Here is a 17,093-nt window from a genome sequence, read left to right as displayed (position 1 = left end):
CTTTGACGTGGCGCGTTCGATATCCGTCACTTGCCGCAACCGCGGCACATTTTTTCCGTTTAATTCCATATGCAAAAAAACCTGCTGTTAGTTGATGGTTCCAGTTATCTTTACCGTGCCTTTCACGCGCTGCCCGATATGCGCAACGCCGCCAATGAGCCGACCGGCGCACTATACGGCATCATCAATATGCTGCGCCGTCTACGCATTGATTACCCCTCAGCTTACCTTGCCTGTGTGTTCGATGCAAAAGGTAAAACTTTTCGCGACGACATGTACGCCGACTACAAGGCAACCCGGGCCGCGATGCCCGAGGATCTGGTTAAACAGATTACCCCAATTCACGCTGCCGTACGAGCACTGGGCTGGCCGATCCTGATGGTCGAAGGCGTCGAGGCCGATGACGTGATCGGTACGCTGACCGTGCAGGCGGTTGCGCACGGTATGGACGCAGTAGTCTCCACCGGCGATAAGGATTTGGCGCAATTGGTCAACGATCATGTGACCTTGATCAACACCATGAACAATGAGAAGCTTGACCGTGCCGGGGTGATCGCCAAGTTCGGCGTGCCGCCGGAGCGTATCGTCGATTACCTGACATTGATCGGCGATACTGTCGATAATATCCCCGGCGTCGCCAAGGTCGGCCCGAAGACCGCCGTCAAATGGCTGGCGCAGTACGATACCGTCGATGCGGTCATCGCCAATGCGGCTGACATCGGCGGTGCGGTGGGCGAGAGCCTGCGCAAGGTGCTGGACTGGCTGCCAAAGGCCAAGGAATTGGTGACCGTAAAAACCGATTGCGACCTGAGCGCGCATATGGTTTCGATCCTGGAATCGCTGAAGGCACCGGAGCAGGACAAGGATACCCTGATCGAATTGTTCAGTCGTTATAACTTTAAGACCTGGTTGCGTGAATTGAGCGGGCCGGGTGATGCCACCGTTGTTGCGCAAAGCGGCGGGAAAACTGTCGCCAGCGATAGTGTTGCAAACCGCGCGCAGGGCAGCCCAGAGCCGGCGCAAAGCAGCTTGTTCTCTAGTGTAGCGCCGCAATACGAAACCGTGCTGACGGCAGCTCAGTTGGATCAATGGCTGCAGCGGATTGATAGCGCCGCTTTGACTGCGGTCGATACCGAAACCACTTCGCTTGACCCGATGACGGCGCAACTGGTAGGTATCTCGCTGTGCTGCGAAGTCGGCAGCGCCGCTTACATTCCCGTTGCGCATCGTTACCAGGATGCGCCGGCGCAATTGTCGCGCGAGTTTGTATTGGAAAAAATGCGTGCCTGGCTAGAAGATGGCAGCAAGCCGAAGGTTGGCCAGAATCTGAAGTACGACAGCCACATTTTCGCCAATCATGGCGTGAACCTGCGCGGCATCGTGCACGATACGCTGCTCGAATCCTATGTGTTCGAATCGCATCGCAGCCACGATATGGACAGCTTGGCGTTACGACACCTGAATCACCAGACCATTACATTCCAGGAAGTCTGTGGCAAGGGCGCATCACAAATCGGTTTTGATGAAGTCGACATCGGCCGCGCTACCGAATATGCGGCAGAGGATGCGGATATAACCTTGCAACTCCATCTGGCGATGTGGCCGCATATCGTTGACGATGCCAAACTTCGTTTCATCTATGAAAAAATTGAAGTCCCGACCTCGGTAGTGCTGCAAAAAATCGAACGCAATGGCGTGCTGATCGATGCTGGCCTGTTGGCGATCCAATCCAATGAATTGGGCAAGCGCATGCTGGAGATCGAGCAACAGGCTTACGAGCTGGCCGGTCAAGCCTTTAACCTGAGCTCGCCGAAACAGCTGGGTGAAATCCTGTTTGAAAAACTCAAGCTGCCAGTGGTCAAGAAGACGCCGTCCGGATCGCCGTCGACCGATGAAGAAGTGCTGCAGAAACTGGCCGAGGATTGCCCGCTGCCGAAGGTGTTGCTCGACTACCGCAGTTTATCGAAACTGAAGTCGACCTACACCGACAAGTTGCCGAAGATGGTCAATCAGACTGCCGGCCGCGTGCACACCAACTACGCGCAGGCAGTGGCCGTCACAGGACGGTTGGCATCGAACGATCCGAACCTGCAAAACATTCCAATCCGCACTGCTGAAGGGCGCCGTATCCGCGAGGCGTTCGTGGCGCCTGAGGGCAGCGTGATCGTTTCGGCTGACTATTCGCAGATTGAGCTGCGCATCATGGCGCACATCTCGGGGGACGAAAACATGCTACGGGCGTTTGCCGAAGGCGTGGATATCCATCGCGCCACTGCTGCCGAAATCTTCGGCACGACAGCGGCGGAAGTCAGCGGTGAGCAACGCCGTTACGCCAAGGTTATCAATTTTGGTTTGATTTATGGCATGAGCGCGTTCGGCCTGGCTGGCAACCTCGGCATCGAACGCGCTGCGGCACAGATGTACATCGAAAAATATTTTATGCGCTTTGCCGGCGTCAAGCAGTTCATGGATATGACTCGGGTGCTGGCCAAGTCGCAAGGTTATGTCGAAACCGTATTCGGACGGCGCCTTTGGCTACCGGAAATCAATTCCCCGAACGGCCAGCGCCGCCAGGGCGCCGAGCGTGCGGCGATCAATGCACCGATGCAAGGCACTGCTGCCGACCTTATCAAATTGGCTATGATTTCTGTGCTAAACTGGATTGAGACAGAACAGCTAAAAGCCAAGATCGTTATGCAGGTACACGATGAACTGGTGTTGGAGGTGCCGCAGGAAGAGTTGGCGCTGGTCCAGGAAAAACTGCCACAATTGATGGCCGGTGTGGCTGAGCTGCGGGTGCCGTTGATTGCTGAAGTGGGAGTCGGGAAGAATTGGGGCGAGGCGCATTGAGGCTTACGCATCAAGCGGCTAGCGGCAATTCCGCCCGGTGATCTGATTTGCAAATGGATAATTGATGGCGCAATTGATTGTTAATTTTAAGGAGCTTGTATGCCGAATTTGAAAGAAGATTTCGACAGTCTGGTGGCGAAAACCGGGTTGTCAGGCGCAGTGGATCGTCGTACCTTCCTCAAGACGACGCTGGGTACCGGATTTGCCGCAGCGGTAATGCCGGTAACCGCGCAGACTGTTATCAAGACCGATAGCGTCGGCCTCACTGCCGGGCCGCTTGAGATTGCCCAGAACGGCCTCAGCGTGCCGATCTACCGCTCTCAGCCAGAGGGGAAAACCAATCTGCCGGTAGTGCTGGTGATTTCTGAAATTTTCGGCGTGCACGAGCACATTGCCGATATTACCCGGCGTTTTGCCAAGCTGGGTTATCTGGCGATTGCGCCGGACCTTTTTGTTCGTCAGGGCAATCCGGCGGCGTTTGCATCGATTCCAGAGCTGTACAAAAACGTGATTTCAAAAGTGCCGGACGATCAGGTGATGGGGGATCTCGATGCCTGCGTCGCCTGGGCCAAGGCGAATGGCGGCAACGTCGACAAGCTAGCCATCACCGGCTTTTGCTGGGGCGGGCGGATTACGTGGCTATATTCCGCTCACAATCTGAAGGTAAAGGCCGCTGCGGCATGGTACGGCCGTCTGGTGGGCGAGCGCGACGAGTTACAGCCGAGGCAGCCGGTCGACATCGCACCGACCTTGAAAGTGCCGGTTCTGGGACTGTATGGCGCCAAGGATGATGGGATTCCGTTGGCTGATGTGGCGCAGATCAAAGAAGCGTTGGCCAAGGGTCGCAGCAAGTCGGAATTTGTCGTGTATCCTAATTCCGGCCATGCATTTAATGCCGATTACCGGCCCAGCTACGTTGAGGCCGATGCCAAGGATGGCTGGAAGCGTGTATTGGCGTGGTTCAAAACGCATGGAGTAAGCTGACCAAAGAGGTTGACTGTTAGCGGCTTGGTTGGGCAACGACGTCGTAACTCGCGTAGTCACTCGCGTAGTCACTCGTTGTGCTGCGTGTTTTTATCTTGGCTGGGTACTCGTGCCCAGCCTTCGTCAAGATTCAAGCCGCTTCAGGCGGCGTTGTGGCTGCTTCGACGGGGTGGCAAAAAACTTACCATCCTGCGATTACCGTAGCTCTTGAACCCGCGATCACCAAAAGTAAAATTTGCCCAATTGCAGCAGGTATGCTTTAATTTGCAACATTGTTGCATCTAATATCTGTTTGCTGGGGCCAAAAATTAATTCCACACTTGTTTCAATTCTGCTGGCGACTACGATCGCTGGCGTCTTCAGTATTACCGCCGCCGCTATTTTCTCATTCGCTTTGCTCTCTAAGGTGGTCGAGCGGATGGTCAGTTTGTCGGTTGGTATCATGTTGGCGACTTCCTTGTTGCACGCATTGCCGGAGGCGTTCGAATCGCAGGCCGATAACCATACGTTGTTCGCGGTCTTGCTAGGCGGCTTGTTGACTTTCTTTGTGCTGGAGAAATTTGCCATACTGCGCCATTCGCATCATCACGAAGACGACGGTCACGGGCATCACCATGGTCACGATAAAAAAGAGGCCGGCAAGGCTGGCTGGATGATTCTGGTGGGCGACGGCTTGCACAATTTTACCGATGGCATCCTGATTGCAGCGGCCTTCCTGGCCGATCCGCATCTGGGTTTAATCACCGGCCTGGCGATCATCGTGCATGAGATTCCCCAGGAAATCGGCGATTTCATCGTGTTGCTGAATGCCGGCTTTTCGCGTACGCGTGCCTATGTGTATAACCTGATCTGTAGCCTGATGGCGGTAGCTGGAGGCCTGCTGGGTTACTTTACGCTGGAGCGCGGCATGGAATGGATTCCTTACGTGCTGGTGTTTGCCTCTTCGGGATTCATCTACATCGCAGTCAGCGACCTGATGCCGCAAATGCAGCGCCGCGCCACGTTGCGCGAAACCATTCCGCAGATTCTGCTGATCGGTGCAGGGGTGGCGATTGTGCTGTTTCTGACGCGTCACGCACCTCATCATTAAATTCCAGCTTTAGCCGAAGCGCCAACGCCAAGCTCAGGATGGATAGGGTTTCTACCCCGCGTTACGCCAAATTCGCGTGCAATGCGTGGGCAAAAAAAACATGCTCATCCTCACCTTCCATTCAGGTTATTGCAACCCCGTTCAGACGCCCTTGACTATCGGCCGGGCGGCGTCGGCGCACCACTCGCTCCATGAGCCTGGATAGAGTGCGGCACCGTGCAGGCCGGCGATTTCCAGTGCCAGCAGGTTGTGGCAGGCTGTCACGCCTGAGCCGCATTGCATTACTGCTGCCCGAGGTTCGCTGATCAGCGTGCTGAATTCCTCGTGTAATTGATGCCCGGACTTGAAGCGGCCGTCGGCTTGCAGATTATCTTTGAAGAAGCGGTTCTTGGCGCCGGGAATATGGCCACCTACCGGATCGATGGTTTCGTTTTCGCCGCGGAAGCGATCCGGAGCACGGGCATCGATTACGATTTGTCGCTGGCTGGTCAGGTTGATCAGTATGTCATGTGCATCGACGCTGCGGGTCAGCGCTGCCTTGGCGCAGATGCTGCCAGGTGCAGGCGTCGGTTCGCGCGTTGTCAGGGGCTGCCCTTCAGCTTGCCAGGCGGCCAGCCCACCGTCCAGCACAGCCACGGAATCGTGGCCGATTGAACGCAGCAGCCACCAAAGGCGCGCCGCATACATGCCGCCGTGGGCATCGTAGGCGACAACTTGTGTGTCGTCGCTGACGCCCCAGCGCCTTAGCGTAGCGATCAGCGCGTCTGTATCCGGCAATGGATGCCGGCCTTTGAAAGCGCCGTCCGCCGCTTGTTTGGGGCCGGATAAATCGCGGTCCAGGTTGGCGAAGCGGGCCGCAGCAATGTGGCCGGCGGCATATGCTGCCTGGCCTGCGCCAGGATCCATCAAATCGTGCCGGCAATCGACGATGACCCAATTTGGTTTTTGCGCGTTGGCCAATAGATTGGCAGCCGAAATCAGCGTCTTGTAAGGATGTGCTTGGGTCATGGCTTTCCTTCGGTTTGTATGGGAATCAGGTTCAGGTGATGCGATAGTGTACGAAAAAATCTATCAGGCGGTCTCGTCGGACAATGGTTTTTCCAGCCGCAACGGCGTTTGCGGACGTGCCTGTCGTTGATTATAAAACGTTGCCAGTAAACCGCCGATAAGGATTACCGCCGTGCCGGTCCAGCCACGCCAGCCCAGCTGATCTTGCCAAATGAGAAGCCCCCAGGCGCTGGAAAAGACGATGCCGGTGTATTGCAGGTTAGCCGTCAATAGCGGGTTGCCGAGCCGATAAGCGCGGGTCATGGCCATTTGCGCGATGGTGGCGGACAGGCTAAGGGTAATCAGCAATGCGACGCCTTGCAGGTCGTGCGTGTGCCAGAATGGTATGCCGCCACCAGGCAGCAGCAGGCAGCAGGCCGGGCCGGCGATGGCGCTGGTTGCCGAAAAATAGAACACCACCCGATATTCCGGCTCGCCTAGCGTTCCCAGGTGGCGCACCTGTAGGTAAGCCACCGCCGAGATCAGGCCGGATACTAGCGCAATCAAGCCACCCAGAGTCTGGTTCGGATCGAACGATGGTTGCAGCAACAACATCACGCCGATGAGGCTGATCAGGATGGTGGCGGCCATGCCCCAATCGAAGCGGCTGCTGCCACGCCACCAGGCAGCGCCAAACAGTATCGCGGCCAGCCAGATCGATGAAGTGTAGTTGAGGGTGGTGGCCGTGGAGATCGGCAGCAGGCTGAACGAATAAAACCATAGCGACAGCGCAAATACGCCGATCACCCCGCGCCACACATGCTGGCGCGGCATCGGCGTCTTCAGCGTACCGCCCTTGCTTAAGATCAGGCCGATGATGAGCAGCATGCCGATCAGGCCACGGCTGAGTACGATTTCCCAGATTGAATAATGATCGGCGGCGAGTTTGACACAGACCCCCATGACAGAAAACATGAGGCTAGCGAAGAGCATCCAGAGCGATTGCATGAGATGAGGTGGCAGAGGTCGGTTAGCGGATAAGTCGTTATTTTGACCGATTCCGCTGAAGTTGCCTGTGCGGTGTCGCAAAAATGAAAAAGCCGGGATTGATTGGCTCGCTCAAACGAAGCAATCCCGGCTCTGGTGCGGTTCAGTTACGGCCAATCGCCGGCTTTTACAGCAGGCCGGCCTGGTTACGATGCCATTCGTGGAAGTGTTGCATACCGTCTTCCATTGGCGACTGGTATGGCCCGACTTCACTGACGCCACGCTCCATCAGGATGCGTCGTCCGGCATCCATGCGCAGCGCAATTTCATCGTCTTCGACGCAGGTTTCCATGTAGGCGGCGCGCTCTGCTTCAACCATTTCGCGTTCGAATAATGCAACCTCTTCCGGATAATAAAACTCGACCACGTTGGTGGTTTTTTGCGGGCCGCGCGGCCATAGTGTCGATACCACCAGTACGTGCGGATACCACTCGACCATGATGTTGGGGTAAAGCGTCAGCCAGATCGCGCCGAATTTCGGTGCTTCGCCATGGTTGAACTTGAGGACTTGTTCTTGCCACTTGCGGTAAGTTGGCGAGCCGGATTTTGCCAGCCCGTGGTTGACGCCAACCGTCTGCACGCTGTAATCCTTGCCGAATTGCCATTGCAAGTCGTCGCAGCTGACGAAGCTGCCCAGGCCTGGATGGAAAGGCTCTACGTGATAGTCCTCCAGGTAGACCTCGACGAAGGTCTTCCAGTTGTAGTCGCACTCGTGCACTTCGACGTGATCGAACAAATAGCCGCTGAAATCGAGATCCTTGGCGACGCCCAGCTGCGCCAGCTTTTCGCCGACATGGAAGGCGTTTTGTTCGAACAGCAGGCCGTTCCAACTTTGCAGTGGCGTCTTGGACAGGTTCATGCACGGCGTCTCGCCGAAATGCGGTGCGCCGATCAGTTCGCCCTTCAGATCGTAAGTCCAGCGATGCAGCGGGCAGACGATGTTGCGGGCATTGCCGCGACCGTCGAACATCTTGGCCTGCCGATGGCGGCAGACGTTGGAAATCAACTCAATCCCCTGCGGATTGCGCACCAGCATACGGCCCTCAGCTTCGGATGCAAGCGTGGCGTAATCGCCCACGTTGGGCACCATCAGTTCATGGCCGACGTAGCGCGGGCCATGCTGGAAGAGTTGCTGGATTTCGCGCTTTAAAAGCGCTTCGTCAAAATAGACGTTGACTGGAAGTTGCGCATTAGAGCGCGCGAGCTTGGTAATAGAAGCCAGATTGGACATCCCTCCACCCCTAAATGTGTTGTATCAACCTAAGAGAGAAAGAATCCGCAAAAACCTGTGTTCAAATAATATGAAACGGAAATTTTGGACATAACCAAGAATTATCCCATAAAAATTGCAAAAATGGCGTTATTTTGCGCTGTCCACAGTCTATTTATCCAGATTAACTGCTCGAAATTCAACGAGTTAAACATGTTTGCTCTAAAATAGCGGACTAAACTATTTACAACCACTATGCCAAAAAATCCGATTTCCACCAGCACGCCGGCTTCTTTCGAGCAGGCAATGGCCGAACTGGAGCAACTGGTTGCTCAGATGGAAGCTGGCGAATTACCGCTGGAAGCCTCTGTTGCCGCCTATAAACGAGGATCGGAGCTGGTCAAGTTTTGCTCAGTGCAACTCGATAAGGTCGATAGCCAGGTCAAGGTACTGGAAGGCGACATGCTCAAGCCGTTCGTCGGCGAGGCGCTCAATGACCACAGCAGCGGAGCCAACGAATGACGGCGGCCCAGCTAACGACCTCAAGCCAAGGCGCGACACAGCCATTCGCCGAATGGATGCGTCAGGTCCAGGCTGACATGGAGGCGGCCTTGAGCGGCTTTCTGCCTGCAGAAACCGCAACCCCAGCGAAGCTCCACCAGGCGATGCGCTACGCGGCGCTGGATGGCGGCAAACGCGTGCGGCCGTTGCTGGTATTTGCTGCTGGAGAGCTTTTTGCAGCGCCGCTCGCTGCTGTGCAACGCGCTGCTGCGGCAGTCGAAATGATTCATGCCTATTCGCTGGTGCACGACGATATGCCGTGCATGGACGACGATTCCCTGCGTCGCGGCAAACCGACGGTGCATGTGCAATATGATGAAGCGACTGCGTTGCTGGTCGGCGGCGCCTTGCAGGCGCAGGCATTTGTGGTGCTCGCCGCTGCCGACCAAGGTATCGACGCGGCGCGCCAGATCGTCATGCTGCGCTTGCTGGCGCAGGCTTCCGGTTCGCTCGGCATGTGCGGCGGACAAGCGATTGACCTGGCCAGCGTCGGCCTCAATCTGGCGCTGGCAGACTTGGAGCAGATGCACAAATTGAAAACCGGCGCCTTGCTGCGCGCGTCGGTATTGCTTGGCGCCTGGAGCGGCAAGCGCTTGTCGCAAGCTGAGAGTGCCGCCTTGGAGGCCTATGGCACTGCGATTGGCCTGGCGTTTCAGGTTGTCGACGATATCCTTGATGCGACCGCAGATTCTGCTACGCTGGGTAAAACCGCTGGCAAGGACGCCGCCGACAACAAGCCGACTTACGTTTCGATTCTGGGATTGCCGGAATCGCAAGCATTGGCGGAAAAATTACGCAACGACTCCCATCAGGCGCTTGCGATCTTTGGGGGCAACGCACGACGCTTGCGCGAGCTGGCGGATTTGATCGTGCAGCGGAAGGCTTAGTAGGGCATATGGAAATTCTCAACACAATAGACAGCCCGGCAGATTTACGAAAACTGACGCGGGCGCAACTCAAACCGCTAGCCGATGAACTGCGCGAATTCGTCATCGAATCCGTATCGCAGACCGGTGGCCATCTTTCGTCCAATCTGGGCACGGTGGAGCTGACGATTGCGCTGCATTACGTTTTTAACACGCCGGAAGACCGTATCGTCTGGGACGTCGGCCATCAAACCTATCCGCACAAGATACTGACCGGCCGCCGCGACCGCATGCACACCCTGCGTCAGCTCGACGGTATTTCCGGTTTTCCGCGCCGCAGCGAAAGCGAATACGACACTTTTGGCACCGCCCATTCGTCGACCTCGATCTCGGCGGTGCTCGGTATGGCCCTGGCCGCCAAGACCAAGGGTGAGAGCGGACGCCACGCGATTGCCGTGATCGGCGATGGCGCCATGACCGCAGGCATGGTGTTCGAAGCCATGAACAATGCCGGCGTCTATGACGACATCAACATGCTGGTGATCCTCAACGACAACGACATGTCGATCTCGCCGCCGGTGGGCGCGCTGAACCGCTATCTGGCGCGTTTGATGTCGGGACAGTTCTATGCGCAGGCCAAGAATGTCGGCAAATCGATCCTGCCGGCGCCGATGCGGCAACTGGCCAAGCGCTTTGAAGAACACGCCAAAGGTATGGTGGTGCCCGCTACCATGTTTGAAGAATTCGGTTTCAATTACATCGGACCGATTGACGGCCATGATCTGGAATCGCTGATCCCGACGCTGCAAAACCTGAAAAACCTGAAAGGCCCGCAATTCCTGCACGTGGTAACCAAGAAGGGTCAGGGCTACAAGCTGGCGGAAGCCGATCCGGTGCTGTATCACGGCCCGGGCAAGTTCAATCCGGCGGAGGGTATCAAACCGGCCCCTGCCAGCAAGATGACTTACACCCAGGTATTTGGCGACTGGCTGTGCGATATGGCGGCAAAGGACGATAAGCTGATCGGCATCACCCCGGCGATGTCCAGCGGCTCCGGCCTGGATACGTTCGCCAAGCGTTTTCCGCAGCGCTTCTACGACGTCGGCATCGCCGAGCAGCATGCAGTAACCTTCGCCGCCGGTCTGGCTTGCGAAGGCCTGAAACCGGTGGTGGCGATTTATTCGACCTTCCTGCAGCGCGCCTACGATCAATTGATTCATGACGTGGCGCTGCAAAATCTGGACGTGACCTTTGCGCTCGATCGTTCCGGCCTGGTTGGCGCCGATGGTGCCACCCATGCCGGCAATTACGACATGGGGTACCTGCGTTGCATCCCCAACATGGTGGTGATGGCAGCTTCCGACGAGAACGAATGCCGGCAGATGCTGAGCACCGCTTATCAGTACAACGGCCCCGCCGCCGTGCGTTACCCGCGGGGCGGCGGGGCCGGGGCGGCTATCGATCCGGCGCTGACCATCCTGCCGCTTGGCAAGGGTGAAATCAAACGTCGCGGCAATAGCGTTGCGATCCTGGCGTTCGGTTCGATGCTGGCGCCAAGTATTGCCGCGGGCGAGTCGCTCGACGCTACGGTGGTCAACATGCGTTTCATCAAGCCGCTCGATGTCGATTTGGTGCTGGCGTTGGCAAAGACGCACGATGCGTTAGTCACCGTCGAAGAAGGGGCCATCATGGGCGGCGCCGGTGCCGCTGTGGCGGAAGCGCTGGCAGCAGCCGGATGCGTCAAGCCGCTCTTGAATCTCGGCTTGCCGGACAAATTTATCGATCATGGCGATGCCAGCCAGCTGTTGGCGCAGTGCGGCTTGAATGCCGGAGGTATCGCCGCCTCGATACGTCAGCGCTTTGGCAAAGATCAGCCGCGCCTGGTCGTCAACCAAAATTAATAGACGCAAAATCAATCAAACAGGGTGGGCATGCGATGCGCACGCGGCGGCCGCCAATTGGCGGCCGCGTGGGCAGGATGTGCCGACCCTGCGTTCTTCTATTCTAAGGCTCAGCATTTCATGAATACTCGCGACAACGACCTGACGATTCCAGACGTGCAAAGCAGCGTCGATACGCGCCACATCGCGATTCAGCGTGTCGGCGTCAAAGGCGTGCGCTACCCGGTGACGGTTCGCAGCGCCGGCAAGGCGCAGCCGACCATCGGCAGCTGGAACATGTACGTGCGCCTGCCGGAGCAGCAGAAGGGCACGCACATGTCGCGTTTCATCGCGCTGCTGGAGGGTAGCAAGGCCCGCTCGACATCGCCTCCTTCGGCGAACCGCTACGCCAGATGGTGAGATTGCTGGACGCCGAGCGCGGGCGCATTGAACTGACGTTTCCCTATTTCATCAATAAGACCGCGCCAGTGTCCGGGGTGCAGAGTTTGATGGATTACGAGGTCGGCCTCAGCGGCGAGATCAACCAAGGCGCGCTGGAAGTGACGATCAAAATATTGGTGCCGGTGACCGGCCTGTGCCCGTGCTCGAAGCAGATTTCCGCCTATGGTGCGCATAACCAGCGTTCGCATATTACCGTCAATGCTGTGCTGGATGGCGAGATCCTGGTGGATGAATTGATCGCCAGTATTGAGGCGCAGGCGTCCTGCGAACTGTTTGGTTTGCTGAAGCGTCCGGATGAGAAATATGTGACCGAGCGTGCTTATGAAAATCCGAAATTTGTCGAAGATCTGGTGCGCGATGTGGCGGTGGTCTTGAACAACGAGCCGCGCGTACTGGCTTATGTGCTGGAAGCCGAGAACTTCGAATCGATCCATAACCATTCGGCGTATGCACTGATCGAGCACGATAAGCGTAGCAAATAAGCATAGCAAACGCCGGCCTCTGCTGGCGTCGCGGGCCGGCTGATGTGGCACCTCAAGCGCCGCACAGCCGGCCTGTTTTCATTGTTCGGAGGCGTCGCCCTGTTGCCACAGCACATCGCTCCCGCCATCCGCGCGGTTCAGCACGCGCGACAGTACGAACAATAAATCTGACAGCCGATTGACGTACTGCCGCAACGACTGACTCACCATTTCGTCCCGTCCCAGACTGACAATGCTGCGCTCAGCGCGTCGACAGACGGTGCGGCAGACATGCGCCAGCGCGGCGGCACGGTTGCCGCCCGGCAGAATAAAATCCTTTAATGGTGGCAGCGCCGCGTTATATTTTTCCAGCCAGCGGTCAAGACGTTCGACTTTTGCCTCCGTCAGCAACGCATAGCCGGGAATACATAATTCGCCGCCGAGATCAAACAAATCGTGTTGTATCGATACCAATGCCTCACGCAATCCGATATCCAGGTTTTCGCACAACAACAATCCCAGTTGCGAATTGAGTTCGTCGACATCGCCGATGGCCTGGATACGTGCGCCGTCTTTGTCCGTGCGGCTGCCATCACCAAGGCCGGTGCTGCCGTCGTCGCCGGTACGTGTTGTGATTTTTGAAAGTCTGTTACCCATGATTGTGTCTGACTGGTGAGGGCCGAAGGGCGGCATGAAGTGGAAATGAGTAGAAATGAAAAAAGCCGGCAAACGCCGGCTTCATAACATGCAGGAAACGCGGATGACGCTATTGTAGCAATAGGCATCCGCGCAGAAGGAGCGAAGAAAGAATGATTAGTTCAATGCAGCATAACCATAGCAAGCCTTGAGCTTGGCATAGTCGTAGAAATGGCTGCTGCTGGAGATCTTCGCATTGTCGCAAGCCGCCATGAAGTCGGTTTCCTTTTCGTTGTAAAGCATCTTCACGATCAGGTTGCCCGACGCATTTTTGAATACATCCCACTGCAGATTGGCCGCCATTGGCGAGACGTATTCACCGCGCCATGGATTGTTTTGGTAGCTGTAGGTCAAGGCCTTCGGCAACTGTTGAAATACATTCTTCAGGCCCAGGCGAGAAGCCAGTGGAATGATGATCTCCGCGTGCGTGAAGCGCAGTTTGGCTGCATGCGACAGGTCGCCCTTGTTGATGGCGTCGACTTCTGCGAACAGGTCGTCGACCAGGATTTGCGACATCTTGTAGGTGATGTCGCCCTTCTCTGTCATGCCGGGTCCCTTGTCGTAGAAATCGGAAGCGTCGTTCAGGGAGGCGAATTGCTTGGCCTGATCCAGCGGCATGTAGGCGCTGAAGTCGACATTGGCTTCGGCGCGCATGGCCGGTGAGATAACGTACAGCTCATACATCATCGAACCTGCATCCGCCAGCGATTCAATTTTGGTTTTGCCGTCGCCGGTCAGGGTAGAGGTGAAGCCACCGTCGTCGCTGCTGAAGGTGCTGCTGCCAGCATTGGAGAATTTGTAGCTACCGTTTTCGATCTTGTCGATGAAGGCCTTGGTGAACAGGCGTTCCAGCACGGCGCGGCCGGCTGCTTTGGCTTCAGGTGTCTTGAACAGGCCGCTTTGCTTGTCTGCCAGGTCTTGATCGTTCTTGAACGCCTGGTACTCCTGACTGGCCTGGTAGGTACGATACAAAGGATTGGTTGTGTTGGTGACCAGATCGGTAGTCTTGTCCAGCTTGTGGAAGTACAGCAGGAAACGGTTAGTGCCGTTCGGTTGCGATACTGCGGGGGCATTGTCGGGGAAGGGTCCCGCCGCTGCCGGATAGGTGATCAGCGGTGCCAGCGCAGGCTGCGCTGTCTTCAGCGACTCCACAAAGAACGTACCGCTATCGACCGCGCGATCCACGCCCGATGTCACGCTGACGATTTTGCGCGGCGCGGTGCTAGCCGTTTCGCCGATTTGTTTCCAGAATGCCGGCTGGCGCAGCAGCATGCGTGCCGCCAGTTGCTTATGCTCGTTGATGCCGACCTGGGTCTCGTTGCCGTAGCCAGGCTTGGAAATGCCGGGCACACCGTAGCCGAGCAGGAAGTTGGCTTTCATGATCTTCAGTACGTCCGGCCCCAGCTTGGCGCCCAATGCGGTCAGCGCGCCGTCTTCTTGCGCCTTCTTCCACATGTTATAGACAGCCATGTCGTATTTCATGCTGGACAGGCCACGCGAGCCATGGCGCGCCACGAGTTGGGTATATACCGGCGCATAGCCGGCTGGTGGGGCTTCATAGCCGGCGGCGTCTTGTTGCGGGCTATAAGGCGCTTTGGTCTGGTAGTAACGCGCGGTCAGGGCGGCATTCGACAGCAGTTTGCGGTCGTCTTCACCCTCTACTTTATTGGCGATGGCGCTGCGAATACGCGGCAGGCCTTCGTCCGAGGACGACTTCAGCGCGGCTTTCACGACTGCATCGGATTCTTTGTTGAAGTCTGCCAGCAGCTTGTTCGAGGGTACCCCGATCGAGGTGGCGACCTTCTTTGTGGCGTCGCTGAAGTTCGGGTTGGTATCCATTTTGGCGACCACAGCGGTCGAGTGGAAACTCACAATGCCTGGCGCTTCCTTCGGGGCCAGCAACACGATCTTGCCCGATACCGGCTTGCTGGTGTTGGTATCCGGTTCGAACTCGATGGCGTCGGTACCGATTTCAGCAACCACCGCAGCAGCCGCACCGGCCAGAGAGAAACGACCGTTGTTATCGGTACGGGCGCTGACTTCATTGTCGTCGCAGCGGCCGTTTGCATTGGCATCGAAGCAGACCTTGGCGTTGCGGAAATAGCTGCCGATGACGACGCCTTCTGTCTTGGCTGTATTTTGCGGCGGGGTGACTGGTGCGGCCGATACGTTATTGTCAGATCCACCGCAAGCGGTCAGGCTGCATGCGGTGGCGACGGCCAATGCGATGGCCTTGAGCGGCCGGTTCGGGTGGTAGGGAGACGGGGGCAACAAATCATGCATTGTGATTCCTGCTTTCTGTGATGGTCCAAAAGCGCGATAGCTTAGGATAGCTTTGTTACACAGTAATGAATTGGCCATCGCAACTTGAGAGAGTCCCGCATCAGTCGGCGCTGCGGAGTAAAATCCGAGAAAAGGAGATGTTGATGAATCGAATGACTGAGGGGGCCAACGTCAGGTTGCCGCTGCCGCCGGCCATGCTGGTGAGGCTTGGCGAATTGTTTGGCGAGCGCCTCTCCACCATATCGGCGATGCGCGAGCATCACGGACGCGATGCGTCGTCTTACGATCCGATGCCGCCCGATGCGGTCGTGTTTGCTGAATCGACGGAAGACGTAGTTGCGCTGGTCAGGCTATGTAACGAATACCAGGTGCCGCTCATTCCGTTTGGCAGCGGTACGTCACTGGAAGGCCATGTGCTGGCGCTGCACGGCGGTATTTCGGTCGACTTGTCGCGCATGAACCGGATGCTGGCAATCCATGCCGAAGACTTGACGGCGACGGTACAGACCGGCGTCACCCGCAAACAACTGAATCACGAGATCAAGGATAGCGGCCTGTTCTTCCCGATCGACCCCGGCGCCGATGCCTCGATCGGCGGCATGGCCGCCACCCGCGCTTCGGGCACCAATGCGGTGCGCTACGGCAGCATGCGCGAGAACACGCTGGCGCTGACCGTGGCGACCGCCGATGGGCGCATTATCAAGACCGGCACGCGCGCCAGGAAATCCTCGGCGGGCTACGATCTGACCCGCATCTTTGTCGGCAGCGAAGGTACGCTCGGCATCATTACCGAAGTCACGGTCAAGCTTTATGCGCAACCGGAAGCGATTTCTGCTGCAGTCTGTTCGTTCCAGACGATTGGCGACGCAGTCAACGCCTTGATCCAGACGATTCAGCTTGGCGTGCCAGTCGCCGGGGTTGAGTTACTTGATGAGAACGGCGTGCGCGCGATCAATGCCCATTCCAAGCTGACGCTGCCGGAGCAACCGCTGTTGCTGTTTGAATTCCATGGCAGCGAGCATGGTGTTAAGGAGCAGGCGCAAACTGTGCAGGAAGTGGTGGCCGAGCATCGCGCTACCGGTTTTGAATGGGCGACCCGGCCGGAAGATCGCTCGCGTCTGTGGGCGGCGCGTCACGATGCGTATTTCGCTTTGCTGCAACTGCGCCCGGGCAGCCGTGCCATTTCCACTGACTGCTGCGTGCCGATTTCGCGGCTGGCCGAATGCATCCTCGACACCAAGGCCGATTGCGAAGCGAACGGTCTGGTGTACTCGATCATCGGCCATGTCGGCGATGGCAATTTCCATACACAGATGCTGGTCGATCCAAATAGTGAGGCCGACATCGCCCGCGCCGAAGGCGTCAATGCGCGCATGGTCAGCCGTGCTATTGCGATGGACGGCACGTGCACCGGTGAACATGGGGTCGGGTTGCACAAGATCGATTTCCTGATCGAGGAACACGGTGATGAGGCGATTGCGACAATGCGCGCACTGAAGCATGCGTTCGATCCAAAGAACATCATGAATCCCGGAAAAATAATTCGCTGGTAAAGCCCCCCGAGAAACTGCCTGAGTCTGATCAATCCGCCGAGGGTGTAATTAGTTTTGTGTAAACGGTCATTTGGCAGCACACTGCCACCATAGAGGAAAAAATGACCTACGTAAAACGCACCAAACGGGCCAAGCCCGATCCTGAGTTGGTCAAGCTGGCGGA

The 17,093-nt window shown here is 57.1% G+C and carries 13 protein-coding genes and 1 pseudogene; 8 read left to right on the top strand and 6 right to left on the bottom strand.

Annotated features, from left to right (window positions below; translation table 11 throughout):
• The first annotated feature begins 69 nt into the window (after positions 1-69).
• Together polA and ACIQ0R_RS01665 are read left to right on the top strand one after the other, a co-directional pair.
• Positions 70-2,850, top strand: coding sequence for a DNA polymerase I (polA, locus tag ACIQ0R_RS01670; RefSeq protein WP_395823045.1), 2,781 nt, complete (start codon positions 70-72; stop codon positions 2,848-2,850).
• A 99-nt stretch (positions 2,851-2,949) separates the two neighbouring features.
• Positions 2,950-3,834: a dienelactone hydrolase family protein gene (locus ACIQ0R_RS01665; RefSeq protein WP_395823043.1), complete on the top strand. Its 885-nt coding sequence runs from the start codon at positions 2,950-2,952 to the stop codon at positions 3,832-3,834.
• Positions 3,835-4,053: 219 nt separating this feature from the next.
• Here the strand turns inward: ACIQ0R_RS01665 and ACIQ0R_RS01660 are convergent, their stop codons facing one another.
• Positions 4,054-4,278 carry a hypothetical protein gene (locus tag ACIQ0R_RS01660; protein ID WP_395823075.1) on the bottom strand — a complete coding sequence of 75 codons (225 nt, stop codon included), beginning with the start codon at positions 4,276-4,278 and terminating at the stop codon, positions 4,054-4,056.
• Between ACIQ0R_RS01660 and ACIQ0R_RS01655 the strand changes: the two genes are divergently transcribed.
• Complete coding sequence (locus ACIQ0R_RS01655; RefSeq protein ID WP_395823073.1) at positions 4,181-4,924, top strand: ZIP family metal transporter; 744 nt, start codon at positions 4,181-4,183, stop codon at positions 4,922-4,924. The two genes, ACIQ0R_RS01660 and ACIQ0R_RS01655, sit on opposite strands and share 98 nt — an antisense overlap.
• Before the next feature lie 141 nt (positions 4,925-5,065).
• Here ACIQ0R_RS01655 and ACIQ0R_RS01650 read toward each other — a convergent pair whose 3' ends face one another.
• From ACIQ0R_RS01650 to ACIQ0R_RS01640, 3 genes are all read right to left on the bottom strand, one after another.
• The gene (locus ACIQ0R_RS01650; protein ID WP_395823041.1) at positions 5,066-5,932 is read right to left on the bottom strand and encodes a sulfurtransferase; all 867 of its coding nucleotides are present in this window, start codon (positions 5,930-5,932) and stop codon (positions 5,066-5,068) included.
• A 63-nt stretch (positions 5,933-5,995) separates the two neighbouring features.
• A complete protein-coding gene (locus tag ACIQ0R_RS01645) occupies positions 5,996-6,919 on the bottom strand; it encodes a DMT family transporter (RefSeq protein WP_395823039.1) in 924 nt (307 codons plus the stop codon).
• Between the two features lie 166 nt (positions 6,920-7,085).
• Positions 7,086-8,189 (bottom strand): aromatic ring-hydroxylating dioxygenase subunit alpha, encoded by a 1,104-nt coding sequence (locus tag ACIQ0R_RS01640; protein WP_395823037.1) that lies wholly within the window; start codon positions 8,187-8,189, stop codon positions 7,086-7,088.
• Positions 8,190-8,423: 234 nt separating this feature from the next.
• Between ACIQ0R_RS01640 and ACIQ0R_RS01635 the strand changes: the two genes are divergently transcribed.
• The 4 genes and pseudogenes from ACIQ0R_RS01635 (at position 8,424) to folE2 (ending at position 12,419) form a co-directional block, all read left to right on the top strand.
• Positions 8,424-8,690 (top strand): exodeoxyribonuclease VII small subunit, encoded by a 267-nt coding sequence (locus ACIQ0R_RS01635; protein ID WP_395823035.1) that lies wholly within the window; start codon positions 8,424-8,426, stop codon positions 8,688-8,690.
• Positions 8,687-9,616, top strand: coding sequence for a polyprenyl synthetase family protein (locus ACIQ0R_RS01630; RefSeq protein ID WP_395823033.1), 930 nt, complete (start codon positions 8,687-8,689; stop codon positions 9,614-9,616). Before ACIQ0R_RS01635 ends, ACIQ0R_RS01630 begins: the two co-directional genes overlap by 4 nt.
• An 8-nt stretch (positions 9,617-9,624) precedes the next feature.
• Complete coding sequence (gene dxs, locus ACIQ0R_RS01625; protein WP_395823031.1) at positions 9,625-11,496, top strand: 1-deoxy-D-xylulose-5-phosphate synthase; 1,872 nt, start codon at positions 9,625-9,627, stop codon at positions 11,494-11,496.
• Between the two features lie 120 nt (positions 11,497-11,616).
• Positions 11,617-12,419, top strand: a pseudogene (gene folE2, locus ACIQ0R_RS01620) (GTP cyclohydrolase FolE2).
• Positions 12,420-12,497: 78 nt separating this feature from the next.
• Here folE2 and ACIQ0R_RS01615 read toward each other — a convergent pair.
• A complete protein-coding gene (locus ACIQ0R_RS01615; RefSeq protein WP_395823029.1) occupies positions 12,498-13,055 on the bottom strand; it encodes a cob(I)yrinic acid a,c-diamide adenosyltransferase in 558 nt (185 codons plus the stop codon).
• A gap of 156 nt (positions 13,056-13,211) precedes the next feature.
• Positions 13,212-14,732 (bottom strand): histidine-type phosphatase, encoded by a 1,521-nt coding sequence (locus tag ACIQ0R_RS01610; protein WP_395823071.1) that lies wholly within the window; start codon positions 14,730-14,732, stop codon positions 13,212-13,214.
• A 788-nt stretch (positions 14,733-15,520) separates the two neighbouring features.
• Between ACIQ0R_RS01610 and ACIQ0R_RS01605 the strand changes: the two genes are divergently transcribed.
• Complete coding sequence (locus ACIQ0R_RS01605; RefSeq protein WP_395823027.1) at positions 15,521-16,930, top strand: FAD-binding oxidoreductase; 1,410 nt, start codon at positions 15,521-15,523, stop codon at positions 16,928-16,930.
• Positions 16,931-17,093: the final 163 nt, after the last annotated feature.

It is taken from the genome of Collimonas sp. (genome assembly GCF_044339385.1).
GTDB lineage: Bacteria > Pseudomonadota > Gammaproteobacteria > Burkholderiales > Burkholderiaceae_D > Collimonas.
Note: the sequence above shows the minus strand (reverse complement) of the source record. Positions and strands in the feature narration are given on the sequence as shown.

Bases quoted from the DNA above. Each gene is read 5' to 3' on its own strand.
- polA (WP_395823045.1), top strand. From the start codon at position 70: ATGCAAAAAAACCTGCTGTTAGTTGATGGTTCCAGTTATCTTTACCGT.
- ACIQ0R_RS01665 (WP_395823043.1), top strand. From the start codon at position 2,950: ATGCCGAATTTGAAAGAAGATTTCGACAGTCTGGTGGCGAAAACCGGG.
- ACIQ0R_RS01660 (WP_395823075.1), bottom strand. From the start codon at position 4,278: ATGATACCAACCGACAAACTGACCATCCGCTCGACCACCTTAGAGAGC.
- ACIQ0R_RS01650 (WP_395823041.1), bottom strand. From the start codon at position 5,932: ATGACCCAAGCACATCCTTACAAGACGCTGATTTCGGCTGCCAATCTA.
- ACIQ0R_RS01645 (WP_395823039.1), bottom strand. From the start codon at position 6,919: ATGCAATCGCTCTGGATGCTCTTCGCTAGCCTCATGTTTTCTGTCATG.
- ACIQ0R_RS01640 (WP_395823037.1), bottom strand. From the start codon at position 8,189: ATGTCCAATCTGGCTTCTATTACCAAGCTCGCGCGCTCTAATGCGCAA.
- ACIQ0R_RS01635 (WP_395823035.1), top strand. From the start codon at position 8,424: ATGCCAAAAAATCCGATTTCCACCAGCACGCCGGCTTCTTTCGAGCAG.
- ACIQ0R_RS01630 (WP_395823033.1), top strand. From the start codon at position 8,687: ATGACGGCGGCCCAGCTAACGACCTCAAGCCAAGGCGCGACACAGCCA.
- dxs (WP_395823031.1), top strand. From the start codon at position 9,625: ATGGAAATTCTCAACACAATAGACAGCCCGGCAGATTTACGAAAACTG.
- ACIQ0R_RS01615 (WP_395823029.1), bottom strand. From the start codon at position 13,055: ATGGGTAACAGACTTTCAAAAATCACAACACGTACCGGCGACGACGGC.
- ACIQ0R_RS01605 (WP_395823027.1), top strand. From the start codon at position 15,521: ATGAATCGAATGACTGAGGGGGCCAACGTCAGGTTGCCGCTGCCGCCG.